Below are 23,478 nucleotides of genomic sequence, written 5' to 3'. Positions count from 1 at the left end.
AGAGTACCTCCTTTTTTTATATGTATTGTGATTTACTATTTATACGGCTTTATCTAAAACGATAACACGAGTTTTTGCCCAAGTATCTTGAAAAGCTGCATTGTCTTTAGAGATAAACACAAGCAGATTGCCTAAACCAAAAGCTGAAGTCGACATACGAATAATCGCTTGAGTTAGGGTGATTGGCGAGCCATCAAGCTGTTGTACTTGAAGTTTCCAAGCACGCATTCCAAGCGTTTGGCCTTTACACCAAAAGTATGCAAAGAAGCCTACAAATATAGAGATAAGAGTAATTGGGTAAAGATTGCGCCATAATGGGTCATGGTTTAAATAAGAGCTTACATCTGGAAAGTCACCATAACTAATGATCCCTGCACCATAAAGCATTTCAAGAGTAGCGACGATAGCGCCACCAGTTAGCATCATGACAGCGCTGATGATTAATGTATCGTAGAACCAAGCTCCCATGCGACGCATAAAGCCCGCTTGTTTTTGTGTTGTCATTTTATCTTCCATAAATTAAAAAACTGACAGCAGTATAACGATAGTGAAAGCAAAAATGAAAATCAGATTGTAAATAAATGCTGATTATTTCAGCAAACAAAAAACTAAGAGTAATAAAGAGCTTGCGCCAAGATCATCTCTGAGTATAATCAATCACATCAAGCAGCAATGCTGATAAAGCCGGTATGGTGAAATTGGTATACACGACGGATTCAAAATCCGTTTCCGAAAGGAGTGGCGGTTCAAGTCCGCCTACCGGTACCATATTTAAGAAGAAGGACGTCCTAGGACGTCCTTTTTTCGTTTATATATCAGGGTTTAGCGTGCATCCTTGTCCATAGACGTTCATTGCTATCTTGTGGAATCCAGACATTTATGTAACCCTCAATGTAACCCCTATATTGATTGCGGTATAAATTAATGGCAAAGAAAGTAACCCCACTAACAAATACTCAAGTTAAACAAGCAAAGCCTAAAGATAAAGAGTACTCCTTAAATGATGGTGATGGTCTTGCATTACGTATTCGACCTACAGGTGGTAAGTCTTGGTTTTTTACTTATGTAGTACCTATTACTAAAAAACGGTTTAAGATTAGTTTTGGTAGTTATCCTGATGTGACATTAGCTCAAGCTAGAAGGCAGAGAGATGAAGCAAGGTCTTTAGTTGCAAATGGCATCGATCCTAAATTACATAAGTTAGAGTCTGAAGCTTCAATTAGGGATGCTTTAGGTCATACTTTTGATAGCATATCGACTAGATGGCTTTCATTAAAAAAAGAAAATACTCTTCATAGTACATATATAAAGCGTGAAAGATTACTAACTAAATACTTATCACCTCATTTATCAATTCTTTTAATGACTGATATTAAACCAATGCTAGTTAAAAATATTCTTGATCCTATAGCTGATGATGGAAAGATCGAAACGGTGAAACGTCTTTGTATTATCATCAATGAGGTAATGCGATTAGGCGTAGCTTCAGGAGTTATAGAGTTTAATCCTCTTGCTGATATAACTAAACTGTATCCTACAAAAAAAGTGGTTCATAATCCTGCTTTAACACCAGAAGAATTACCTGAATTAGTAAAGAAGATTAATCTTAGTAATACTAAAATAGTGACTCGCTGTTTGCTTATGTGGCAATTACATACGATGGTTCGTCCCGGAGAAGCTGTAAAAGCAAGATGGAAAGAAATAGATTTAAAAAATAAAGTATGGATTATTACCTCTCGAACAATGAAAATGAAACGAGAGCATATTGTACCGTTAACACCTCAGATGCTTGAAATACTCGATATAGTAAAACCGATATCAAGTCATTTAGAATTTATCTTTCCTGCTGACAGAACACCAAAAGATCATAGTAATCCTCAGACAGCAAATATGGCACTTAAAAGAATGGGCTTTAAAGATCGTACTACGGCTCATGGATTAAGATCTTTAGCGAGTACAACATTAAACGCTCAGGGATTCGATGGTGATTTAATTGAAGCTGCATTAGCTCATGAGGATGAAAATAAAATTCGACGAGCATACAATCGAACAGATTATCTTGAGCGTAGAAGACCAATGATGCAGTGGTGGAGCGAGAGAATTGAGAGGGCGTCAACCGGAGAGATTTTAGAAGTTGGCTATAAAGGTTTGAGTATTGTTAATGGTTAATATTTGGTAATAGAGATCATAAAGTGCAACCGATTATGACTAATTATAATCGGCTGCGCTGGGGTCATTTTAATTAGGTATGTTAACCTTTGATTTAATTGCCATATTAACGGTTTAATTATTGATGATGTACCTAACTGTGTGCCTATAGTCTAATTTGATGAATGTTTATGTGGTTTCATATATTACAGAACTCTAAAGCGGAAGGTCGTCCTAGTATATAAATTTGGTATAAGGATTCTAATCCGTTAAAAGTTGCAACTTGGTAAAATAGTAATCGCTTCGGCTTTCACTATTAAATAGTGTGTTTTTCTCGTCAGTTTCTTTTTTTTCTGGTGATACTTTAGTTTCAAGGTTAAGAGGTTCTTCTATGAGTTGTTTATCTTGAACTTGATCTGTCAGTGGGGCTGTCTCTTCTTTTATTGTTTTTGACTTCATTGCTTCAGATAGCATAGATTCTAACTTCTCAAACCTAGCGTTAGTATCATTGTTAAGAGCTTCTATCTTTTCAATTATTTGGCTTTCTATTTGTGCCTTATCTTCGATTTTTTCTTCTCGATGGTTATTAGAAATAGGCACTATTTCTACAGGTGATTTAACACTTCTTTTTGGCACTTCTGCTCGTGCTTTCTTTCTCATTTCTTGTGTTATTTCTTTTCTGAGTTCTTTCTCTAATTCCTGTCTTATATCTTGATGTTCACCATATTCATTGTAAATTAAATCAAGGATTGTATCTTTGATGGTAGCTTTTTTATCTTTGAGGTTCTTTAAAGATATTAGCTTATCGTATTCATCATTTGTTAGTTCGATGTTAATCTGTTTGTAGTTTTCAAGTTGTTTAAGTTTCTTCCTCCAAGCAGACATTACATTTTTTCTGATCCTCTTATCGTCTTCACTACCATGTTGAAGTTTCTCAAAAAACAGCTCAAACAGTTCTTGTGATTTTTCTTCTCTAATTCCTTTTATGCTAGGTATTGAAATATCAGATTTTGGTTTTCGAGTACTGTCTAAGAAGTACGTTGTTAACCATGATCTATCATCTTTATTGTTCCAATTAAAGTCAGTTAGTGTGTTAATCATTGTTGTATATTCCTTTTTAAAAAACTTATTTTAGGTATTATACAAGCCTTTGTGGTTAACTAGTATCTATTAAAACTAGTATTTGATTATTAATTATTAACGGGGTGTGTATATGGAATTCGATTGCAGGTTAGTTAGGTATATATTGTCTGATATAGAGGAACTTAGCCCTGAAGGGTGTTTTTTGTTGCTGTGCTTGCTCTATGAGTATAGCGTGGAAAGTAAAGAAATAGAAATTTCAGTAGAACAGCTTGTGAGTAAGTATGGCGTGACAAAGACTGTTTGTTCGGAAGTCTCGAAATTTTTGTCGTTACCTAAAAATAAATTAGCCCAAATAAGACGGTCAAAAGTACGGTATTGTGAGTTTGATTCAGTCTCGTTAAGTAAGCTTAGTTCTGATTTTGATAACGGACAGTATGGCAATGTTCATCGTTTTACAGTTGTTGATTTGTTAACAAAGAAGTCTAAGTTAGGCTGTGTTAAAAATGAATGTGACTTGAGTGTGTCAAATTTATTGCTCTTAATTATTTTATTGATCCACTCTGATAGTTCAGGATCCGTTGAGAGGTTGAGTAAAGCCAAAATTAGAAAAATGATGGGTGGAATATCTTCTGACCGTTTAAAATCTCAGTTGAAAAAATTAAGTGAAATGGAGTATGTTTTCATTAGTCAAAGTGGAGGGACTGGACGGAAACTTTTTGGTAAAACACCTAATAATTATCTTTTAAATCTTGGGGAAATTAAAACTGAAAAATATCATCCAGATAAGAAAGAGAAAGCTTCGAGTACTTCTCTTTTTGCCCCATCAGTTTTAGAACAATTGGAAATTTTTATTCGGGATATCCAGTATGTTAGGCATATTGATGGAAAAACAAAAGATAAGGATTTGAATGCTCTATTTGCATTATTTGGTGATGATGTAAATGCTTCTATGGGGATCACTAATTTAATTATTAATAAATGTGAAAGTATCATATCTGTACTTTTGAGTGAATGCTGGGATGACGTGGATAGCTTAGACTTAAAGAAATGTAATTTTCTGAAGAGAGAAAGAATGGAGTTATTACTGACAAGGAGTAGCCTTTTTTCAATGTCTTTTAATCGAGAGTATTTTATTTTCGATGATGCTACATTTACAGGTAAGAAAGGGATAGAAGAAAAAAAGAAAGCAGAAGACAAGTTTAAGGCGGAAGTAATTGTTACCCCTGAATCATTTAAACAATGGTTAGATAATCAAGATAGCTATGATATATCCTTTGAGTCTCAAGCTCATCGATTGGTTGTTTTTTTAATCCAGCAGTCTTTATACATAGCAATAAAAATGAAATGTTTGTTTGTGCATCATTTTACAAAATTTGAGAAGCCTGACAGTATCAATGTAATTTTTAACCGTACAAGGATGAATGGTACTGTTGGTGACAGTTACCATGTAACAGTAACGCTGCTAGTTAAGAATCAATTCAAGGTTTACTTAATCGACTCACAAAAGCTAGTTGCTAATGATATTCGTCATGTTATCAGTGTTAAATCTTATAGTAGGAAAGATATACCTAACGTCAGAGTGATTTGATTTCTGCTATCCTGTGAATGCCTAGGGTGTTTTTGATTAATGCCCTTAACATCCTTTAGGTAACAACAATCGTGTAGTGTTGGATATAATATTATATATGTTCTTTCTTAATACATACCATTGTTCTTTAGTAATACACACTAACCATACTGCCTACTGATACCTTCCTAGTCATACTCATTAGTAATCCTAACCAACACATATCCATTACCCATTTGATTAACGCTAATCCTTATCACCAATAAAAAATAATCTACTCAATTATTCCTTTGAGACTAACTTTGAAGGAATAACAACATGACTAATCAACTATACCCATACCGACTGTATAACAATGGTGAAGGCTTAAATTCTCAATACCTAACCACTTTAGATAATACTGTTCAGGATATGCTAGACGATTACACTAGAATCTTTGCATTAAGAGTGGATTTACACTTTCCTGATAACGAGTTAATTAATCACTCTAGGTTAATGACTCGATTTATTAGTTCACTTAAAGCACAACTCAAAGCCCATGAGCGTAAGCGTAGTAAGCTAGGCACTCGTATTTACCCTAATACCCTACGTTATGTATGGGCGAGAGAAATAGGTACAGAGAACGAACTAGAACATTACCATTTAGTATTGCTATTTAACAAAGACGCTTATCATTTATTAGGAAGTTATCGTGTAGTAGGAACATTAGCTAATCGAATACAGCAAGCATGGTTTAGTGCATTAGGTGAAGCGGTAGCGAGTGAATCAGGATTAGTACACTTCCCTAAGAATGGCAGTTATTACATTGATGGTAATTCATTAGATTATGAAGACCAGTTAGACGAATTGATGTATCGAGCCAGTTACTTGTGTAAGGCACGAACCAAAGTCATTTCATCTAGAGTACGGTCATTTGGTGCTAGTCCTCGTATTGTCGTAAAAAGGGCTTTTAGTTAATAATATATTATCTAAATCATTAGGAGGCGTAGCGAGCTTTCTAATTGTAATTGTTAACTAGAATGTAGGGTCGTTAACATACTTCATGTATAGATTTGGTTATTATTTAGGTTATTCATAAGGCTAGGTGGGTAATATGATAAAAATAATAAATTTCTTCAATAGAAAGAAAATCAAAAAACAAGAAGAGTTGCGGTTGGCAATGCAGTTTGCTCTTACTCAACAACCAACTAGGGATATAGAAAAACAAACGCATACCATGAAACCAAATGAACAAAAAACAATCTCGCTACCTGAGTAGGATTGACGATGTTAATCAGAGGCTTTTTTCGCTGGTAACAGTTGTTCTGCGGTGGTTCGTAAGGCTCGATAGGTTTCGATTAAATGTCGTTCATTTTTAGATTCTAAATCAGAGCGAGGGTTTAATGCGCCATATTTAGATAACCAACGACGTGGCATGTTTGGGAGCAACCTTTCACCGTCTTTGATTGCGTTATAAAGTGGGGTTTCTAATGTTGAACTCATGGTCGTGCCTGTATTTAAAATAAAAAAAAGCTCAGGACGCAGAGCCTGAGCTTGAAATTATGCAAATTCCATGTCGCACAATAAATTACTTGTTGGCTTTTTATATGCGAGGTCATTGTACGTAATTAATATGAAATGTAAATGCACGATACGTGGAATAGGCGGCTTAATAAGCTTTTTAGGCGGTAGTGGGTTATACTGATTGCTTGTATTTATTAACAATAAAGAAGAATCATGAAAGCTGAATTTATCAATCCTTTTTTAACCTCTCTAATGAATGTGTTATCAACCATGTCAAGCATTCAGTTAACGCCTAAAAAGCCCATGTTAAAGAAAGGGGCGGAAGCTAAAGGGGATGTGTCTGGTCTTATTGGCTTGACTGCACCTAATCTTAAAGGCTCGCTGTCTGTGACGTTTGAAAAGAAATTAGCGTTAATGACGATGAAGAAAATGGTTGGAGAAAGTCATCAAACTATTGATGCTGATGTGATTGATATGGTCGGTGAGATAACAAATATGGTCGCTGGTGGAGCTAAACGATTATTGAGTGAGCAAGGGTTTGATTTTGACATGGCAACCCCAATGGTGGTGTCTGGTGAGAACCATACAATTAGGCATCAATCGAAAGATAAGATTGTCTTAATCCCTTTAAGCTCTGATTATGGTCATGTATTTCTTGAGATTTCGTTTGAATAAAAAAAAGCCCCGAACGGATACGGGGCTTAAAATTATGCAAATTCCACACAGACTAGAACTTTAGGGGGTTCTTTAATTATGTGAGGGAGATTCTACAGCTTTTGATTTAAATGTAAATAGTGAGCTTCCTAAGTCCCATATCACCTTGTTTCTGAGTTACTTATCACAAAACAAATCATTACTCATACCACTAATACGGTATGAGACACTTGATGCCCCTACGGATTGTACGTTTCTCTTTTATTGTTATTACGTTAGGTAAATAAAATGAGTGAACAAGCAATGTGGTTCTATGAATCTAAAGGAAAAAGGGAAGGGAGTGTATCTACCACTGAGATAATTGAATTGATTACTCAAGGGGTTATCCATCAAGGAACTCAAGTGTGGAAAAAAGGAATGACAGAATGGGTAACTCTAGAAAAAAGTGAATTAGTTCAATACCTAGAAGATGTGCCACCACCACTAAGCAGCAATGATGTACCACCACCGTTACAAACACCTAATTCTAATGAAGAAAGTTTTAGTACTAAGCTTGGGAGTATTTGGCGTTTTATCTATGCGCCTACCTTTGCAGCCATTGCAACGTATCTTGCGTCTTATCTGATTGAAGGCAATAGCTGGCAAGCGTTTGGGTTATGGTCAACATCGGGTATGGCTGTAATTTCGTTATTAATCATCCTTGCAGCATGGGCAGAAGACTTATGGCGATTTAAGAAATCAGCCAATTACACAGGCTGGTCTTGGTGGTGGTTATTTGCTCCTTGTTATATTCATGACCGTATGGGTAAGCAATGGAAGTGGACGATAGGGCTAATCGTTTTATCGTTAGTTTGTAATCTGATAGCGTCTGCGGTAATTGCATTACATGGTGATGGGTACTTTGATGATAATGATTCATATAGCTACCAGCCACAATCTAACGCTCAAGTTGATGGGATGGATTTGAATACCATTGAGTTAGAAATGTATCTGAACACCACGAATACCGATGCCGCAATGACAGGGCACATTAGTGTTGCCATGCTTGATAATGTTACTTATCGAATTTCTTACTCTAATCTGTGCGGCTCTAATGGATGTGACTATAGCTACCTTAAATCAGCGCAAGATGGGGGTTACTGTTATGTGCAAGGTAATAATGATGCAGAAGGTATGGCGGCAGCGCAGTGTAGCTCTGAGCCATTTAGATTGACATATAACTAAAAAAAAGAGGAAGCCAAGCCTCCTCTCGTTGACACCTAAGCAGGGAGCTTTTTAGCTCTCTGTTTTTTCATAATCAGAATAATGATTAATGCTGCTGCGTATTGAAACTTAAGGATTAGTGCACAGCCTATGATTATTGATACAAAGAAAATGGAAAAATAACGAGCCGCTAATTTTGCCAATACTCCTGAGTTTTTTGATGCATTCCAAATGCCACGTAAAGCAATGTAAGCATAAACAGGCCAAACAGATAGTACCGTAGTGAGTGCCGAATTAACTTGATACTCTAAGGTACTTGTATTGAGTTTATCCATGAAGAACCAAATACTAATCCCATACAGCAATACGCTACCTAGAACCCCAAATCCCCAGAATGTTGCCTTTAGGCTAAATGCCCCTTTTGTTATTGGTAAATTGTTAATCTGATTTAAGAATAATGCGAAAATAATTAAAACGGCAAATGACATGATGAATAACTCCAATTGAAAATAAAACAGCACACCTCCTTTGAAGTGTGCCGTTGGTTTTTTGGTAATAGTTTGAATTAGTTAAATGTCCACGTCCAATCACCTTGATTACTTTGAACGGTAACTTCACGAACGTCACATTGATAGGTTAATGCGTAAGCAATGGTACTTTGTCCATAGTTTAGAGAAACAGGGTAACGTGGGCGTGGTTTGTTTTGGATTACTTGTAAGCGCGTTTGAGCCAGCTTCACGTCACAGTTACCACGGTTCATTACAATACCTGTCACCTTTAGATTATTAGCAAGAGCTGTTACTTTAATGTTGTGTTGAGCTGGAAGTGTTTCTACTGAAATATCCATTGGTGCAGATTCAGCTAATGCTTGAGTCGTAAAGGTACTTGCGATTAATGCGAGTGTGATAAGTGCCTTTTTCATGGTGTTTATTCCTTAATGGTATTGATTATATTATTTTTTCCAATGTGAGTTCACATTGAAGGTGGATGGGTATTCAAAGGTGAACGTTGATACGCTCACGGTGTTGATGTGTTCAATGGCTATGACTTGAGTTTCTAATTGCTCATTGATGTATTGCCCTATGACTAATTCAATTTGTGAGTGGTGGTGAATTAATCCTAGCGGCATGACATACAAGGCTGCGGTTTCATGCAGATGCAAGGTAAGCCAATGATTGTGATAAAGAGCCGTGTTTATTTTTTGAAAGTTATCCTCATGGGTTTGGTCTGGTAATTGACTGCTTATCTTTTTAAGCCATTGTCTTTCTTTAGTGGTACTCGCTATTGAAGACAGAGAACGTCGAGCGTCTTCAAATCGATTCTGTAATGCTTTTAAAAGACTTGCTGGTGTTAGGTGAATGAAATGCTCATTCGCTAACTGAAAGATAAGTGCGTCCCTTGGTGGTATAGCGTGGTGGTGTAATCTGTTTTGATAACCATAAGGTTTGCTGCGGTCATCTTTCTCAATCAAGTTAAGATCCACCAATATATTGAGATTGCGCTGTATGGTGCGCGTATCACGATGTATATCCCTTTCAATTAATTGGTTTCTAATTTCTCTGGTGGTGGTCTTAAAGTGATGAGGAACGAGCTGATATATCTCAAACACAACAGACAAGTGCTCTTGAGTACTAAAGCGTGTTTGTTTCGTCATGGGTAAATGCTCAGTGATTACTGATTATCTGAATTAGCAATGAGGTTGATGTCATCAAGGGTATAACCACGTCTGAGTAGTTCATCCGTAGCTATCTCTTTAGTTTGTGTTGATGCACTGGTTTTGATTAATTCAAATAGCTCATGAATGAGTTTGATTTGGATGGTGTTTCGATTGATAGCTGGCATAGTGATGACTCAAATAATAACGTTCCCTAGAGTGTAAATAGCCATTGGGCATCAAGCGTCCAATGCGGTTTTAATCGATAAAATAAGAGAGGAGGCCGTTTAGCCTCCTCGTTGTTTTTATGCGTTTCATTCAGGAATATTCATCTCTCCCAATGGCACGTACTGTGATTTACTGCGATACGTTCCAAAGGTGATTTTCTCCACGCACCAACCATGATAAAGATAATCCACATCCGTTAAGCCTGAGCCTTGCCCTATACCGTAGTTATTACGGTGCTCACAGCTTTGCTCTTTGTCGTTTAGAAATACCGTATCAGAGTGATTCAAACAGGCTTTACGTAACTCTGGAAATAATCGTTTGGTATGGGGTGACCACGCTAAAATAATAGTGCGAAGGGTTTTAGTATGATGCTCTCCTGAATACGGCTCACTGCGTTCTTTATCGTATTCGGTGTAAGTGGCTACGATCACGCCTTTCGCCCATTCAGGGATCACTAGAGCCGCTTGAAATGCCTTTTCATTGGCTTGGTGGGTTTGCGATTCTTTTTCTTCTTGCTCACGTTTGGCTTGCTCTTTATCTCGTTCTTGTTGCTTGGCAAGTTCAGTGGCTTTGATGGTTTGAATTCGAGCGTCAATTACAAACTCAGTATCAAAACGATAGGTTCTAATAAGAGAGATTAATTGCTGATGATTGGCATCATTACGTAACCACGGCTTATCCGCATTGAGGTGATGTTTCTCATGATATTCAAGTGTGCTAAGACAATGATCAGCAAAGCCTGTGTCATTGCCACCACAACCTAAATCTAATCGACATTGGTGTTCATCCCCATTTTCAAACGTCACGGTGACATTGGTTTTGTCGTAACCGCCTAATGGGTTTTGTTTAGCGACGTCCAATGCTTTACGCTCAAAGTCCATGAAGTCATACAACTGGCCTTCATTGAACTCATTGGATTCAGACCAATTGACTAAGACAGAGAAGGGATTAAGGGGAGGGATTATTTGTTTATTCATGATTTCGTTATCCTGATTTTTAGGCATAAAAAAACCGCAACCAAAAGGCTGCGGCATGATGTGTGTGGTATTGAAGTGAAAGGAAGGTGATTAAGATACGTTGATTTCTATTTCGTCATACATCCCCATAGAGGCATAAGCCAGAAAGTTATGCTCCCATAAGCGGTACAGTTCAGCGGCATTCGCATTGTTTTTAATGGATGAATAATCCCCTAAGTAGCTGGCAAACCATTCACCACTAAGAAAATCAAAATCTAATTCTTTAGCTAACTCTGGATAGTGATTACCCACAAAGGCAAAGTCAGTGATGTAGGCGAATTGCCATGTGTTATCGGCTTCTTTGGTTAAGGCAATCTCAACAGGATGGAAACCACCGTTTTCAGCACTGTAGCTTTTATCTCGAAAGTTGAAGATGACAATGTTTGTTTCCTCTAAGCCAGAATGTAATTCAGGGCGTTGATTAAGCGCATTAATAAGGCACTGGTTCAGCTTGTTTGATACTGGCAATAGCGTAGGAATAAGAGTAGTGGTGGTAATGATGGTTTGTAATTCAGACACGGTGTGTCCTCCTATGATTGAAATAAGATAATAGTTTGGTAAAACGAATTAAGGTTGGATGGGATTAAGTGCGTATCTCGTTAGCTGAAATGTCATCAAAGTGTTGGTTTCGTAGTTGACGACAAAAGGCGAGTGCCCATGAAGTAAATAGGTCGATGACTTGCGGCCTTGCAAGCTCACAGCCTTGAATGTCTGGTTGATAGAACCAACCACGTTTAAAATTGAAATACAGCTCAGGTGCAACGTTTGGGCTGTGTTCATCTGGATAAGAAAAGCTGGCAATAAACACCAATTTCCAAATGTGACGATTATCTTCGTCTCGCTCAAAGCGCATTTCTACAGGGTGCAATCCTTCTCGACGATGGTAATAACTGGTGTCTCTAAAATTTACAGACAGTCGATTGATATCAGTACGAAGGGAAAAGCTATCGAGTACCACTTCAAGGTGACGATGCAGATTTATTGGTAAGGCTAAGTCTTTACCGTGAACCACTACTTCTCTTTTCATTAGATAAGCCCTCGTTCAGCAAAAGAGACGCAAGGTGAGCCAACCACCACATGATCAAGCACTCTGATATCCAATAGCTTCAATGCATCCACTAATCGAGTCGTAATGCGTTTATCGCATTCTGATGGTTCAGCAATACCTGAAGGGTGGTTATGAGCAAATATCACCGCAGCGGCATTGGCTTGTAATGCCGCCTTTGCGACTTCACGAGGATATACGCTGGCAGAATCCACCGTCCCATAGAACAGCTCTTGATAGCTCATCAGTTGATGTTGGTTATCTAAAAACAGTACTGCAAACACTTCACGCTCTTGATGGCCTAATTTCATCGATAGATAACGTTTGGTGTGCTCAGGGTTAGTGAATGACTGCTCACGTTTGTATTGGTGTTCAAGTAACTCAGCGGCTTTCTCAAAGACTTGTAAGGCCGTCATAGGGGCGGTGGTGACGTAATCGGTTGAATGCATAATGGAACTCCTTGAAAGAATAGATAGGTATATACAAGGAGGTAATATGTGATTGAAATTATTTGGAAACGTGGTGGATAGAGGTCGATGAGGCAGGGAAAGCGTACCCAAAATAAAAAAGTATTTTGGAGAGGAATCTTTTGAACTTATAACTCAAAGGATAACCATCATGCGTTTTTTAAAACTAAAAGAAGTCATGGCATTAACGGCATTAGGTCGCTCAAGCATTTACAAATTCATGGAAGAAAACCGATTCCCTAAAAGCGTGTCGTTAGGCGATAGAGCCGTAGCATGGGTAGAAAGCGAAGTTGAAGAATGGATGCATGAACGCCTAAGCCAACGTGATGAGAAACAAGCCTAAGCAATCCTCCCCAAGAACTAATCCACCACACCACTTAAGAATTAATTAAGGCTGGTCTACTAAGGCCAGCAAATCCAAATAAGGAAGAACCCCATGAGCACAAATACTTACTCAATTTACGTCGATGGCGCAGCACCAAACAATCAAGGTGGTTGCATGAAAGGCGGTATCGGTATTACGGTATACGATGAAGACGATGATTTAATCGATTCATACTCAATTACAGTAAATAGAGCAACAGACAATGCAGAGCTAGAACTCATGGCATTAGTCGAAGGATTAGAATATGCCGCTGATGGCGACATCATTTATTCAGACAGTGAGTTTTGTGTAAAAGGCTACAACGAATGGCTTGATGGTTGGAAAGCTAAGGGGTGGCGTAAAGCAAATAAAAAGCCAGTGGCTTATCGTCATTTGTGGCAACAAGTGGATGAACTGCGTAGCGAGAAGTATGTAGAGGTGGTTAAGGTGAAAGCGCACAGTGGTATTGAAGGGAATGAAGAGGCGGATGCGTTGGCATCAATGGCAGCATACGGTGATGATGAATAAATAAAAAGAAATGGATAAACGACACTAATAAAAATTTTATACGTGTGTCGTTTATTTATTATCGCTATTGTGAAACCCTCGGCAACGTAACAGAAGAACATTAGCTATAAAGGGCTACTTATTGGTAGAATCTCGGCATTATTTAGCAATGAACATTCATTGCATCGAGTTATCATTAAAGAGCCTTAAATCTCATGACAGAAACCAACGTACAACAACATCAGCAAGAGCTTAAAAAACAGCTTTGGAACATTGCCAATACTCTACGTGGCAATATGTCAGCGGATGATTTTCGTGATTACATTCTCGGTTTAATCTTCTACAAATACCTATCAGACAAACTCAACAAATACGCAGATGAAATATTGTCAGAAGATGGCGTTATTTTTGCGAATGTGAATGCCACCACAGAAGATGGTAAAGAAATCCTAGAAGCCGTAAAAGAAGAAGCGTTAGATAAACTTGGTTATTTCTTTACACCGTCTGAGTTATTCCACGTTATCGCTAAAGCAGGTGAAGACGGTGAGTTTATTCTTGATGATGTTACCCAAGTACTGAACAACATTGAAAATAGCACAATGGGTGCAGACAGTGCAGAAGACTTTAACGGCCTGTTTGATGATTTGGATTTAACCTCAAACAAGCTAGGCAAAACCCCTGATGCACGTAACAAGCTTATCTCTCAAGTACTCAAGCATTTAGACAATATTGATTTCCACTTAGAAAGCAGTGAAATTGATATTCTAGGTGATGCGTATGAATACTTGATTGGTATGTTTGCCAGTGGTGCAGGTAAAAAAGCAGGGGAGTTCTATACCCCTCAAATGGTGTCTAAATTACTGGCTAAGTTAGTCACGCTTAATAATCCTAAACTCAAATCAGTGTATGACCCTACGTGTGGCTCAGGCTCATTACTTTTGCGTGTAGCGAAAGAAGCCAACAACGAAGATTTACAATTCTACGGACAAGAGCAAAACCCAAGCACCTACAATTTAGCTCGCATGAACATGATAATGCACGATGTTCATTACAACCGTTTCGATATTCAAAATGATGACACACTAGAAGACCCTCAACATATTGAGGACCGTTTTGATGCGGTCGTTGCCAACCCTCCGTTCTCTGCGGATTGGTCAGCAAACCCATTGCATCTAAACAACGTGCGTTTTGCGGATTACGGCAAGTTAGCCCCTAAAGGCAAAGCGGATTTTGCTTTTGTTCAACACATGGTTCATCAATTAGATGACAACGGCACAATGGCAGTAGTATTGCCTCATGGTGTGTTATTCCGTGGTGCAGCAGAAGGGCATATTCGTAAGCATTTAATTGCTGAGAAAAACTACCTAGATATGGTGATTGGTCTACCAGCTAATATCTTCTTTGGTACGTCTATCCCTACGTGTGTTCTGGTGCTTAAAAAGAACCGTAAGCATGATGATAATGTATTGTTTATTGATGCGAGTAATCACTTTGAGAAAGGCACAAACAATAACGTTATCCGTGAGTCGGATTTAGAACGCATTTTAAATGCAGTGACGAAGCGTGAAAACTTATCAGAAGAAGAGTTAAAGAAATTCGCTCATATCGCCACACAAGCTGAATTAAAAGAGAATGATTACAACCTTAATATTCCTCGCTATGTTGATACCTTTGAAGAAGAGGAAGTCGTCGATTTAGCAGCCGTAGCCAAACAGTTAGTTGATAACGATGAAACCATGTTAGAGACAGATAAGACGATTGCTGATTTTTGTGCTGAGTTGGGTATTGATGCACCGTTTGAGGTGAAGGGATGAAGACTGTATTAACTCCGAGTTTACGCTTTAAAGATGATAATGAGAGTGACTATTCTTCATGGGTGATATCAAATGTTGGTATGCATACAGAACAACTGAATGGTTACGCATTTAAAAGCCATGATATATCAGAAAGTAGTGAAGGCTATAAATTAATGCGAGGTATTAATATTACTGAGGGTCGAATTAGACACTCAGTAAAGATTGATAGATTTTACAATGGAAGCGTATCAAAAATAGAAAAATATTTTCTACAAGAAAATGATTTAGTCATCGGAATGGATGGTTCTAAAGTAGGAAAAAATGTAGCTTTAATTAATGCAGAAGATTCTGGATCATTATTAGTGCAGCGAGTAGCTAGGCTTCGCCCTAAAAAAGGAACTTCAATAAAGTACATATATCAGCATATCACTTCTGCGAAATTTCAGCGATATGTAGATATTGTTAACACTAGTTCAGCTATACCACATATAAGTAAGAAGCAAATCGATGATTATAAATTAAGTTATCCGAGTTTTGAGGAGCAGACTAAAATAGCCTCTTTCCTAACGTCAGTTGATAGCAGAATCAGTCAACTAACAGAAAAGCATCGTCTTTTAAAAGAATACAAAAAAGGCGTAATGCAGCAGATATTTAGTCAGCAGCTTCGCTTTAAAGATGAAGATGGTAAAGTGTTTCCTGAGTGGGAAGTGTTTCGCTTGGCTGATATAGCTAAACCAATTAAACGTAAAGCGAAAGTGGTTATTGAAAATGTAATGACTATTTCTGCTGGGAAAGGTTTTTTGCATCAAAAGGAAAGGTTCAGTCAGGTTATTGCTGGTACGAGTTTGGATAAATATACTCATTTAAAAAAGGGAGAGTTTGCTTATAATCGCGGAAACTCTAAAAGTTATACATACGGATGTATCTATTTATTAAATGATTCCGAAGCTCTTGTCCCATTTGTATATCGTAGCTTCGGATTAGAGAAAGGTGTGCCTGATTTTTATGAGCAATTGTTTGGTCTGAAATATCTTGATAGACAGTTGAGACGATTGATTTCGTCTTCCGCCAGAATGGATGGATTATTGAATATTGGAGAGAAGGATTTCTATCAAGTTACAGTACCTTTTCCTCATGAAGCAGAACAACAAAAAATTGCTCAGTTCTTACAATCTATCGACAAGAAGATTGACGCAGTAACGCAACAAGTAGAACAAACCAAGCAATTCAAAAAAGGCTTATTACAGCAGATGTTTGTGTAGGGCTACACAATAAAAGTAACTAAAGGGTGAGCTTGATGGCTTGCCCTTACTATAGAGAATAACGTCAAATGGCTTATCAAAGTGAACAACAATTAGAAGACAAGTTAATTGTCCAATTGAGTACGCAAGGGTTTGAGGTGGTAACATTAGCTGATAATACCGCCCTTGAAGCTAATCTAAAAACACAGCTTGAAAAGGTCAATAATTGCACCTTATCAGAGCGAGAGTTTACTCAAGTGTTAGGCAAGTTAGAAAAGGGTAATATTTTCACTAAAGCCAAAACACTGCGTGACCAATTGGACATCACTTTAGATAATGGTGATAGCCGTCATTTGACGTTACTCTTTGATGATACCGCTTCATCAACACAAAAGAATGCATATCAAGTTGCCCAACAAATCACAGTTAAAGGTATCTACACCAATCGCTATGATGTGACCATTTTAGTTAATGGCTTACCGTTAATTCAGATAGAACTGAAGCGTCGAGGTATTGAGCTTAAAGAAGCCTTTAACCAAGTAAAGCGTTATCAAAAACATTCTTATCATGCTAACCACGGCTTGTTTAATTTCATTCAATTGTTTGTTATCTCTAATGGGGTAAACACTCAGTACTTTGCTAATAACAGTGAAATGTCAGCCAAACAAACCTTTGATTGGACAGACGTAACCAATAAACGCATTAGCCAGTTATTTGATTTCAGTAAGGTGTTTTTACAGCCTGAACATTTAACCGCAATGCTAAGTAAATACGTTGTCTTAAATGAAACAGAAAAGTGCCTCATGGTGCTACGTCCTTACCAGTTCTATGCGGTAGAGGCGATAGTTAACCAAGTTAACACCACCACTAAGAACGGGTATATCTGGCATACCACAGGCTCAGGGAAGACCTTAACCTCGTTCAAAGCCGCGCAAATCATGACGACACTTTCCGAAGTAGATAAAGTCGTGTTTGTGGTAGACAGAAAAGATTTAGATTATCAAACCGCCTTAGAATTTAATGCTTTTTCTAAAGGGTGTGTAGACAGCACTGAAAACACCAATATGCTGTTTCACCAGTTCATTGATAAGCCACTTAAAGGCAAAAAAATTAATGAGTACCGCAATTCAAAATTAATCGTCACTACACTGCAAAAGCTTAACAGTGTGATATCTAAGTCTCGCTATTTAAAAGAGATGGAGTCATTAAAAGATAAGCGCATTGTGTTTATTTTTGATGAATGCCACCGTAGCCAATTTGGTGACACTCACAAGAGTTTGATTGAGTTTTTCAAGGGTGCTCAATTATTTGGTTTTACTGGAACGCCTATCTTTGCTGAAAATGCAGTGGCTAAGAACTCAGTCAAGAAAACCACCAAAGACTTATTTGATGATCGTCTACATGCTTATGTGATCGTTGATGCTATCCGTGACCAAAACGTGTTGAAGTTTGCGATTGAATACGTTGGTCGTTATCAATACAAAACAGGCTCTAAAAATACCTTAGATATTGATGTGGAAGATATCGATACCAAAGAGCTGTTATCGTCACCAGAGCGTCTAGATAAGATAACTGATTACATCATTGCCAATCATAATCGCAAGACTCACAGCCGCGCCTACAACGCCATGTTGTGTGTATCGGGTATCCCTGAGCTAATTCAGTACTATGAATTGTTTTCTAAGAAAAAAGCAGAAGGTAAGCACACGCTAAAAATAGCGACGATTTTTAGTTATGAGGCCAACGAAGAAGAAGAGTATGAATTAGGTGGATCTGATGCAGTAGAAATTAAAGAAGCCGCTGCAAAATACTTAAATAATACAGATGCAATAAAACTGCACAGTCGAGATAAGCTAGAAGCATTCATGGCGGATTATAATGCGATGTTTGGCTCAAGCTATACCACCAAGGATTATCACTCGTTCGATAAGTATTACAAAAATCTGTCCCAACGAGTGAAAGATAAAGAGATTGATATTCTTCTTGTGGTGAATATGTTTTTAACAGGCTTTGATGCCAAGTGCCTTAATACACTTTATGTCGATAAGAACCTCAAACATCATGGATTAATTCAAGCGTTCTCACGCCCTAATCGCTTGTTAGATGAGAAGAAGTCTCACGGTAATATCGTGTGCTTCCGTAACCTGAAAAAAGCCGCTGATGAGGCATTTACGCTGTTCTCTAATAAGCAACCAAAAGAGGATATAGAGACACCAGCCTACGATGAGCTATTAGCTGATTTTGATAAAGCGTATGGGGCATTAATGGAAATCACGCCAACCCCTGATTCGGTGGATGATTTACCTGATGAAGATGCACAAAAGCTGTTTGTGCTTCAATTTCGGAAACTGATGCAGCTTAAAAACATGCTAAGTAACTTTGTTGATTTTGATATGGCATCAACAGGGATGGATGAGCAAGAATTCCAAGACTTTATTAGTAAGTACGCTGATTTAAGTCGTCAGATACGTGAAGGCTCAACCAAAGAAAAAGTATCTATTTTAGATGATGTCGATTTTGAATTAGAACTGCTACACCGAGATGAAATCAACGTGGCTTATATTCTTCATCTATTGCGTGAATTGCATGGTGAAGACAGTGAAGAAGCTAAAGTGAAAAAACGTCAAGTCATTGCTAATTTAGTGAGTACCGACCCAACGTTATTAAGTAAGAAAGAACTGATTGAACGATTCATGAATGAGCATCTTGATGGCATACCAGCTCAAGTGAACGTAGAAGAAGAGTTTGAGTTTTTTTGGGAAAAAGAAAAGCGTCTAGCCCTAGAGAAAATGGCGATAGAAGAAAAGCTTAATCAAGGTAAGTTAGAGAGCTTAGTCAGTCGATATGAAACGAGTGAGGTTATGCCATTGCGTGATGATTTTGCGGCAACACTTGAGAGCAAGCCAACCATACTGCAACGTAAGCAAATCGTAGGGCGTTTAACTGAGAAGTTTAAAGGCTTTGTCGATACGTTTATCGGTGGGTTTTAGGATGGGTTTAAAAGTCATAATTTGATAGTAAAGATAAAAGGAGTTTTTAATGCTCGTTGCAAAATATATAAATAACACTAATGATCCAGAACAAGATGGAACTTTAGTTATTCCTTCTTTTACGATCAATATGTTGAAAACAAAAAATCGTCAATTTCCGATTGAAGGGTATGCGTCAGAAATGGGAGATAATGGAAAGTTTGATAAACACCGTTTTTCTTTAGTTGGATTTTCTGATGAACCGGACGATATGGTATTACGATGGATTGATGTTAATGAGCCTGATGAAATTTTATCAGGGCTATCTGATGATTTAAAAGTCGGGGAAGAGTTCGATAGGGTTGCTGAAGGGTTATATTCTTATCTCGTTACTCGTTTGGATAATACCGAAAATTGATAATGTTAAATGTGATTCTTCATAGGTAAAGAAATGACAATTCCAAAGCATAATGAAATACGATTTGTAGCATTAAATCACTTGCTTGATGGCGAAGTTAAAAAACTAAAAGAGTTAGTTAAGCCATTGACACAACATTTTCAATTATCTACTGAAGAGGTTGAAAGAATGTATGACTCTGGTAATGGTCCTGTATTTTTAGATCGGATTTCGTGGGCTATGAGTTTTTTGAATTTAGCTGGGTATATCGATAAACCAAAGCGTGGAGTCTATCAAATTAATGATGAAGGTCGTGTAGTGTTAGAGCGTGAAGATGCTCAAGTGTTTTTGTATAAAGCGCACACTAAACGTAAATCTAAGCCTGTAGTTGTTGATGATACATCAGACATTGATAATGAAGATAAAACACCATTACAGCTTTTTTCAGAGTCATTTGATGAGATTAAAAAATCTATTTACGATGAAATTTTAGAAACCGTTCTGAGAAAATCTCCTCGTGAATTTGAACATCTTGTTGTATCTCTTCTTGAACGAATGGGCTACGGAGGACAAGTTAAAAACGCAGGGGAAGTAACTCAAGCGACTAATGATGGTGGAATTGACGGGATTATTAAAGAAGATTTGCTAGGGTTAGGGCGGATCCATATCCAAGCAAAACGTTATGGTATAGGTAATACTATCGGACGTGATGAGATACAAAAATTTGTTGGTGCGTTAGCTGTAGCACAGTCTAACAAAGGAATATTTATTACCACATCTTCTTACTCTAAAGGTGCTCATCAGTATGCTAATAATCTTAATGGCTCAACAGCATTGGTATTGATCGACGGTGAGCAACTTGCTCAATACATTTATGATTTCAATTTAGGTATGCAAGTAGAAAAAGTGATTGAAATTAAGAAGCTAGATAGTGAGTTTTGGGATTTGATGCAAGACGCATAGAATATGAAAAGGAATAATAATGGAATTAAGTGAATATATTGAAATTAGTATTTATTCTGTATTGAAAGGGTTGAAAAATGCAGATGATAAATTGAGCAAAGATAAATTAGGTAGCGTTTGGACGGATGATTTTAATACTATTTCGAGTGATCTTGTTAATTTGAAATTAGCAAAAGGGCAAAAGGATAATAGTGATAAATCTGTACCTGTCCTTGTTTTTGATTTTGACATTAATGTAGAAGTCGGTTCTGAAAAAAATAAAGATAGTTCTTCTAATTTGTCTACTAATGCGAAAATCTTAAATGTCATTTCATTTGGCGGCGGTATTAATGCTGGTTCTTCTTCTAAAAAGAATCAAGTGTCAACGCAGAACTTGAAATTTTCAGTACCAGTATCTTTTGAAATAAAATAGTGAATTGAAAAATAAATTGGCAATAATATGAGATTATTTGTAGAAGAAAAAGTTAATGGTCGTAGTACAGGGAAAAAGCATTACCTAGCAAAGTTGGCTAGTACTAAAAAAGAGTTAGCAGAGTTATTAGGTAAAAAAGAATTTTATATTGACGATGAAAAATATTTTGTAAGCCAAGTGAAGGCTGAGAAATCTCAAGATGGCGCTGCTTTAGGAATGGCATTAGGTGGTGTTCTCGGTTTATTTGGAGGGGTTCCGGGTGTGTTGGCTGGTGGGGCTTTTGGGGGGCTATTAGGAAAAGATAGTGATATCAAGGAAGTAGAAAAAGTTGAAAAGTTTAATGGGAGTAGATTGTGAGTAATAATACTTCTGTAAATTATAAATGGACTTTTTCTATATTTTTTTTAATGTTTCTTATATTGTTCGTCCAATTATTTGGAACAGATATGAAAGAGCCGATAAAAGCAGTATTAGAATCTGGCTTGTTAAACAAGCTTCTTTGGGCTTTTGTTGCAGGTGTATTATTTATACATAGATACTTATTTGCATCCTATGAATTAGCTAAAGATAGCTTTATTTATAAACATTTTGGAGCGTATGCAGATACTCTTTTTGGAATAGGTACATATGGAGTTGCTGGTTCTACATCATTAGCATTGTTGAAAGGTTTATATATGCAAACCTTTTTTCAAGGTAAACATTTTATAGGGTTTGGTACATTTGATCTGATTTCAATGTTTTTGTTAACATCGTTCTTGCTTTTTTATTGTATTTTCAATACCGCAATGTTGTTAAAAGATATAATTTTTTATAGTGAAAACTCAGTAGTAGAAGTAAGATCATAAATATAATAAGGCTCCCGAAGGAGCCTTATCTATGCCGCTTATCCAACCAAAGATAAACACTTCATTCCTGATATAGATAGACTTCCTTTCGATGCTTCCTCAATATGTCCACTCCACTCCACTCCACTCCACTCATCATCATAGGTATTCTTCGTTCAAGATAATCAGTACGGTTATAAGCCGCACGTACTTGGCTGTCATCTACGTGAGCAAGAGCCGCTTCAATTAGGTCTGATTCAAAGCCTTGCTCGTTTAGCGTAGTACTGGCTACTGAACGTAATCCATGACTTACTAATCTGCCAGCAAACCCCATACGTTTTATTGCCATATTAGCTGTTTGGCTATTAGATGGTTTTAGTGGTGCTCGATCAGAAGGGAATACAAACTCTCTATGAGCACTGATAGGTTTCACTACTTCAAGTAAAGAAAGAGCCTGAGCAGTTAAAGGTATACGATGTTCTCTACGCTTTTTCATTCTCTCTGCTGGAATTGTCCAAAGTCCTTTCTCTAAATCTATTTCTTCCCAACGTGTTCCAGCGGCTTCTGATGGTCGAGTCATAGTATGAAGTTGCCATTCAATTAAACAACGAGTAGTGCGCTTAATAGAAGCATTAGCAATGACTATCATTAGTTCTGGTAACTCATCAGGTTTAAGAGCCGCCATATTTTATTTTTTGGGTTTCTTAAAAGCAGCTTTGATCTCAGCAAGAGGGTTAGTATGAATAAGCCATGATCTCATTTAGTAGTGAGATAATTAGTTTTATTATATAGGATAGCATCCTAATATGTGTAATGAAATATCCTGAACATAATTTATAATGAGATTAGGGGTTACATCACATTTTTAGAAATTTAAATAATAGGTCTCTATATTCGAGTTAAATAGAGGTTTTAAGTATATGAGCGGTTCTTCATGTAACCCCTGATGTAACCCTTTTATCTTTGTGTTGTTTTAATTTTATTGTATTTCAATGTTTTATTGTGTATTTTTGAGTCCGCCTACCGTACCACATTTAAACGATAAAGCCTCGATGAAAATCGGGGCTTTGTTGTATCTGGGATATAGAAAGCACACCATCGTTCTCTTGATACAAAAAAGCCCCAACCGAAGTCAGGGCTTTAGTGTTGCTCATTGAAAAGGTTTATTGATTCTCTTCAAGCTTTGCTTTTGCTTCTTCTACTTTAGAGAAATCTAAACCTAGTTCTTCCACAGCTTCTTTAATTAAGCTTGGATTTGTCATCACTTGCATCATTAGTGGTTGCAGCTTTTCTTGGGGAATACCTAAGCTTTGAATGATAGCCATAGCTGCTAATGGATTTTGTGTTAGCGTTTGAAATACTTCAGCGATCTTCTCATCACTAACATTGTGTTCTTTTAATGTTTGAATAATAGGGTTCATTAGAATCGTCCTTATA

At 37.3% G+C, this 23,478-nt stretch carries 28 protein-coding genes, 1 tRNA gene and 1 pseudogene; 17 read left to right on the top strand and 13 right to left on the bottom strand.

Annotated features, from left to right (window positions below):
• Positions 1-39 precede the first annotated feature (39 nt).
• Positions 40-504: an RDD family protein gene (locus PVK63_RS11685; protein WP_165371184.1), complete on the bottom strand. Its 465-nt coding sequence runs from the start codon at positions 502-504 to the stop codon at positions 40-42.
• A gap of 179 nt (positions 505-683) precedes the next feature.
• On the opposite strand from PVK63_RS11685, the gene PVK63_RS11680 reads away from it, so the two are divergent.
• Positions 684-768: transfer RNA gene (locus PVK63_RS11680), tRNA-Leu, on the top strand.
• Positions 769-924: 156 nt separating this feature from the next.
• The gene (locus tag PVK63_RS11675; protein WP_130086909.1) at positions 925-2,169 is read left to right on the top strand and encodes a tyrosine-type recombinase/integrase; all 1,245 of its coding nucleotides are present in this window, start codon (positions 925-927) and stop codon (positions 2,167-2,169) included.
• 240 nt (positions 2,170-2,409) lie between these two features.
• On the opposite strand, the gene PVK63_RS11670 is transcribed toward PVK63_RS11675, so the two are convergent.
• Positions 2,410-3,249 carry a hypothetical protein gene (locus PVK63_RS11670; protein ID WP_130086910.1) on the bottom strand — a complete coding sequence of 280 codons (840 nt, stop codon included), beginning with the start codon at positions 3,247-3,249 and terminating at the stop codon, positions 2,410-2,412.
• A gap of 214 nt (positions 3,250-3,463) precedes the next feature.
• Here PVK63_RS11670 and PVK63_RS11665 point away from each other — a divergent pair, with 214 nt between their 5' ends.
• The 3 genes from PVK63_RS11665 (at position 3,464) to PVK63_RS11655 (ending at position 6,056) form a co-directional block, all read left to right on the top strand.
• Positions 3,464-4,819, top strand: a complete 1,356-nt coding sequence (locus tag PVK63_RS11665) for a hypothetical protein (protein WP_165371185.1) — start codon at positions 3,464-3,466, stop codon at positions 4,817-4,819.
• Positions 4,820-5,116: 297 nt separating this feature from the next.
• Positions 5,117-5,755: an inovirus Gp2 family protein gene (locus PVK63_RS11660; protein ID WP_130086912.1), complete on the top strand. Its 639-nt coding sequence runs from the start codon at positions 5,117-5,119 to the stop codon at positions 5,753-5,755.
• Positions 5,756-5,891: 136 nt separating this feature from the next.
• A complete protein-coding gene (locus PVK63_RS11655; RefSeq protein ID WP_165371186.1) occupies positions 5,892-6,056 on the top strand; it encodes a hypothetical protein in 165 nt (54 codons plus the stop codon).
• An 11-nt stretch (positions 6,057-6,067) separates the two neighbouring features.
• On the opposite strand, the gene PVK63_RS11650 is transcribed toward PVK63_RS11655, so the two are convergent.
• Entirely contained in the window at positions 6,068-6,280 is a 213-nt protein-coding gene (locus PVK63_RS11650; protein ID WP_130086913.1) for a hypothetical protein, read from the bottom strand.
• A gap of 234 nt (positions 6,281-6,514) precedes the next feature.
• Here PVK63_RS11650 and PVK63_RS11645 point away from each other — a divergent pair, with 234 nt between their 5' ends.
• Together PVK63_RS11645 and PVK63_RS11640 are read left to right on the top strand one after the other, a co-directional pair.
• The gene (locus PVK63_RS11645) at positions 6,515-6,976 is read left to right on the top strand and encodes a chemotaxis protein CheX (protein ID WP_130086914.1); all 462 of its coding nucleotides are present in this window, start codon (positions 6,515-6,517) and stop codon (positions 6,974-6,976) included.
• 267 nt (positions 6,977-7,243) lie between these two features.
• Positions 7,244-8,179, top strand: coding sequence for a DUF4339 domain-containing protein (locus PVK63_RS11640; RefSeq protein WP_130086915.1), 936 nt, complete (start codon positions 7,244-7,246; stop codon positions 8,177-8,179).
• A gap of 35 nt (positions 8,180-8,214) precedes the next feature.
• On the opposite strand, the gene PVK63_RS11635 is transcribed toward PVK63_RS11640, so the two are convergent.
• From PVK63_RS11635 to radC, 8 genes are all read right to left on the bottom strand, one after another.
• Positions 8,215-8,646, bottom strand: coding sequence for a hypothetical protein (locus PVK63_RS11635; RefSeq protein ID WP_130086916.1), 432 nt, complete (start codon positions 8,644-8,646; stop codon positions 8,215-8,217).
• Positions 8,647-8,723: 77 nt separating this feature from the next.
• Complete coding sequence (locus PVK63_RS11630; protein WP_130086917.1) at positions 8,724-9,080, bottom strand: hypothetical protein; 357 nt, start codon at positions 9,078-9,080, stop codon at positions 8,724-8,726.
• Positions 9,081-9,110: 30 nt separating this feature from the next.
• Positions 9,111-9,812, bottom strand: coding sequence for a hypothetical protein (locus PVK63_RS11625; RefSeq protein WP_130086918.1), 702 nt, complete (start codon positions 9,810-9,812; stop codon positions 9,111-9,113).
• 17 nt (positions 9,813-9,829) lie between these two features.
• The gene (locus PVK63_RS11620) at positions 9,830-10,000 is read right to left on the bottom strand and encodes a hypothetical protein (protein WP_165371187.1); all 171 of its coding nucleotides are present in this window, start codon (positions 9,998-10,000) and stop codon (positions 9,830-9,832) included.
• A 126-nt stretch (positions 10,001-10,126) separates the two neighbouring features.
• On the bottom strand, positions 10,127-11,017 hold the full coding sequence (locus PVK63_RS11615) for an LPD25 domain-containing protein (RefSeq protein WP_130086919.1): 891 nt from the start codon (positions 11,015-11,017) through the stop codon (positions 10,127-10,129).
• 90 nt (positions 11,018-11,107) lie between these two features.
• Positions 11,108-11,575 (bottom strand): DUF2787 domain-containing protein, encoded by a 468-nt coding sequence (locus PVK63_RS11610; protein ID WP_130086920.1) that lies wholly within the window; start codon positions 11,573-11,575, stop codon positions 11,108-11,110.
• Positions 11,576-11,639: 64 nt separating this feature from the next.
• Positions 11,640-12,083, bottom strand: coding sequence for a DUF2787 domain-containing protein (locus tag PVK63_RS11605; RefSeq protein WP_130086921.1), 444 nt, complete (start codon positions 12,081-12,083; stop codon positions 11,640-11,642).
• Positions 12,083-12,550, bottom strand: a complete 468-nt coding sequence (gene radC / locus PVK63_RS11600; protein WP_130086922.1) for a RadC family protein — start codon at positions 12,548-12,550, stop codon at positions 12,083-12,085. The genes PVK63_RS11605 and radC overlap by 1 nt, the downstream gene beginning before the upstream one ends.
• A gap of 169 nt (positions 12,551-12,719) precedes the next feature.
• Here radC and PVK63_RS11595 point away from each other — a divergent pair, with 169 nt between their 5' ends.
• The 10 genes from PVK63_RS11595 to PVK63_RS11550 all read left to right on the top strand — a co-directional run bounded on the left by PVK63_RS11595 (position 12,720) and on the right by PVK63_RS11550 (position 22,062).
• The gene (locus PVK63_RS11595) at positions 12,720-12,911 is read left to right on the top strand and encodes an AlpA family transcriptional regulator (RefSeq protein ID WP_063647114.1); all 192 of its coding nucleotides are present in this window, start codon (positions 12,720-12,722) and stop codon (positions 12,909-12,911) included.
• 93 nt (positions 12,912-13,004) lie between these two features.
• On the top strand, positions 13,005-13,460 hold the full coding sequence (locus PVK63_RS11590; protein ID WP_130086923.1) for a ribonuclease HI: 456 nt from the start codon (positions 13,005-13,007) through the stop codon (positions 13,458-13,460).
• Between the two features lie 194 nt (positions 13,461-13,654).
• Positions 13,655-15,253, top strand: coding sequence for a type I restriction-modification system subunit M (locus PVK63_RS11585; protein ID WP_130086924.1), 1,599 nt, complete (start codon positions 13,655-13,657; stop codon positions 15,251-15,253).
• Positions 15,250-16,497, top strand: coding sequence for a restriction endonuclease subunit S (locus PVK63_RS11580; RefSeq protein ID WP_130086925.1), 1,248 nt, complete (start codon positions 15,250-15,252; stop codon positions 16,495-16,497). Before PVK63_RS11585 ends, PVK63_RS11580 begins: the two co-directional genes overlap by 4 nt.
• Before the next feature lie 68 nt (positions 16,498-16,565).
• Entirely contained in the window at positions 16,566-19,466 is a 2,901-nt protein-coding gene (locus PVK63_RS11575) for a type I restriction endonuclease subunit R (protein WP_130086926.1), read from the top strand.
• 49 nt (positions 19,467-19,515) lie between these two features.
• On the top strand, positions 19,516-19,863 hold the full coding sequence (locus tag PVK63_RS11570) for a hypothetical protein (RefSeq protein ID WP_130086927.1): 348 nt from the start codon (positions 19,516-19,518) through the stop codon (positions 19,861-19,863).
• Positions 19,864-19,896: 33 nt separating this feature from the next.
• On the top strand, positions 19,897-20,805 hold the full coding sequence (locus tag PVK63_RS11565; protein ID WP_130086928.1) for a restriction endonuclease: 909 nt from the start codon (positions 19,897-19,899) through the stop codon (positions 20,803-20,805).
• A 19-nt stretch (positions 20,806-20,824) separates the two neighbouring features.
• Positions 20,825-21,217 carry a hypothetical protein gene (locus PVK63_RS11560; RefSeq protein ID WP_130086929.1) on the top strand — a complete coding sequence of 131 codons (393 nt, stop codon included), beginning with the start codon at positions 20,825-20,827 and terminating at the stop codon, positions 21,215-21,217.
• A gap of 27 nt (positions 21,218-21,244) precedes the next feature.
• Positions 21,245-21,574: a hypothetical protein gene (locus PVK63_RS11555; protein WP_130086930.1), complete on the top strand. Its 330-nt coding sequence runs from the start codon at positions 21,245-21,247 to the stop codon at positions 21,572-21,574.
• Positions 21,571-22,062: a hypothetical protein gene (locus PVK63_RS11550; RefSeq protein WP_130086931.1), complete on the top strand. Its 492-nt coding sequence runs from the start codon at positions 21,571-21,573 to the stop codon at positions 22,060-22,062. Before PVK63_RS11555 ends, PVK63_RS11550 begins: the two co-directional genes overlap by 4 nt.
• Before the next feature lie 38 nt (positions 22,063-22,100).
• Here PVK63_RS11550 and PVK63_RS11545 read toward each other — a convergent pair.
• Together PVK63_RS11545 and PVK63_RS11540 are read right to left on the bottom strand one after the other, a co-directional pair.
• Positions 22,101-22,789: pseudogene (locus PVK63_RS11545) on the bottom strand (tyrosine-type recombinase/integrase); the annotation flags it as partial.
• 415 nt (positions 22,790-23,204) lie between these two features.
• Entirely contained in the window at positions 23,205-23,462 is a 258-nt protein-coding gene (locus PVK63_RS11540; RefSeq protein WP_045102898.1) for a DUF2999 domain-containing protein, read from the bottom strand.
• Positions 23,463-23,478 lie beyond the last annotated feature (16 nt).

It is taken from the genome of Aliivibrio sp. S2TY2 (assembly GCF_028765525.1).
Classification (GTDB): Bacteria; Pseudomonadota; Gammaproteobacteria; order Enterobacterales; family Vibrionaceae; genus Aliivibrio; species Aliivibrio finisterrensis_A.
The sequence above is the reverse complement of the archived record's forward strand: the minus strand, read 5'-3'. Positions and strand labels throughout refer to the sequence as shown.

Coding starts and splice junctions, on each gene's coding strand:
- PVK63_RS11660 (WP_130086912.1), top strand. CDS start 5,117: ATGACTAATCAACTATACCCATACCGACTGTATAACAATGGTGAAGGC.
- PVK63_RS11615 (WP_130086919.1), bottom strand. CDS start 11,017: ATGAATAAACAAATAATCCCTCCCCTTAATCCCTTCTCTGTCTTAGTC.
- PVK63_RS11640 (WP_130086915.1), top strand. CDS start 7,244: ATGAGTGAACAAGCAATGTGGTTCTATGAATCTAAAGGAAAAAGGGAA.
- PVK63_RS11540 (WP_045102898.1), bottom strand. CDS start 23,462: ATGAACCCTATTATTCAAACATTAAAAGAACACAATGTTAGTGATGAG.
- PVK63_RS11670 (WP_130086910.1), bottom strand. CDS start 3,249: ATGATTAACACACTAACTGACTTTAATTGGAACAATAAAGATGATAGA.
- PVK63_RS11645 (WP_130086914.1), top strand. CDS start 6,515: ATGAAAGCTGAATTTATCAATCCTTTTTTAACCTCTCTAATGAATGTG.
- PVK63_RS11595 (WP_063647114.1), top strand. CDS start 12,720: ATGCGTTTTTTAAAACTAAAAGAAGTCATGGCATTAACGGCATTAGGT.
- PVK63_RS11570 (WP_130086927.1), top strand. CDS start 19,516: ATGCTCGTTGCAAAATATATAAATAACACTAATGATCCAGAACAAGAT.
- PVK63_RS11625 (WP_130086918.1), bottom strand. CDS start 9,812: ATGACGAAACAAACACGCTTTAGTACTCAAGAGCACTTGTCTGTTGTG.
- PVK63_RS11635 (WP_130086916.1), bottom strand. CDS start 8,646: ATGTCATTTGCCGTTTTAATTATTTTCGCATTATTCTTAAATCAGATT.
- PVK63_RS11590 (WP_130086923.1), top strand. CDS start 13,005: ATGAGCACAAATACTTACTCAATTTACGTCGATGGCGCAGCACCAAAC.
- PVK63_RS11605 (WP_130086921.1), bottom strand. CDS start 12,083: ATGAAAAGAGAAGTAGTGGTTCACGGTAAAGACTTAGCCTTACCAATA.
- PVK63_RS11555 (WP_130086930.1), top strand. CDS start 21,245: ATGAGATTATTTGTAGAAGAAAAAGTTAATGGTCGTAGTACAGGGAAA.
- PVK63_RS11560 (WP_130086929.1), top strand. CDS start 20,825: ATGGAATTAAGTGAATATATTGAAATTAGTATTTATTCTGTATTGAAA.
- PVK63_RS11650 (WP_130086913.1), bottom strand. CDS start 6,280: ATGAGTTCAACATTAGAAACCCCACTTTATAACGCAATCAAAGACGGT.
- PVK63_RS11585 (WP_130086924.1), top strand. CDS start 13,655: ATGACAGAAACCAACGTACAACAACATCAGCAAGAGCTTAAAAAACAG.
- PVK63_RS11655 (WP_165371186.1), top strand. CDS start 5,892: ATGATAAAAATAATAAATTTCTTCAATAGAAAGAAAATCAAAAAACAA.
- PVK63_RS11575 (WP_130086926.1), top strand. CDS start 16,566: ATGGCTTATCAAAGTGAACAACAATTAGAAGACAAGTTAATTGTCCAA.
- PVK63_RS11630 (WP_130086917.1), bottom strand. CDS start 9,080: ATGAAAAAGGCACTTATCACACTCGCATTAATCGCAAGTACCTTTACG.
- PVK63_RS11580 (WP_130086925.1), top strand. CDS start 15,250: ATGAAGACTGTATTAACTCCGAGTTTACGCTTTAAAGATGATAATGAG.
- radC (WP_130086922.1), bottom strand. CDS start 12,550: ATGCATTCAACCGATTACGTCACCACCGCCCCTATGACGGCCTTACAA.
- PVK63_RS11565 (WP_130086928.1), top strand. CDS start 19,897: ATGACAATTCCAAAGCATAATGAAATACGATTTGTAGCATTAAATCAC.
- PVK63_RS11675 (WP_130086909.1), top strand. CDS start 925: ATGGCAAAGAAAGTAACCCCACTAACAAATACTCAAGTTAAACAAGCA.
- PVK63_RS11685 (WP_165371184.1), bottom strand. CDS start 504: ATGACAACACAAAAACAAGCGGGCTTTATGCGTCGCATGGGAGCTTGG.
- PVK63_RS11620 (WP_165371187.1), bottom strand. CDS start 10,000: ATGCCAGCTATCAATCGAAACACCATCCAAATCAAACTCATTCATGAG.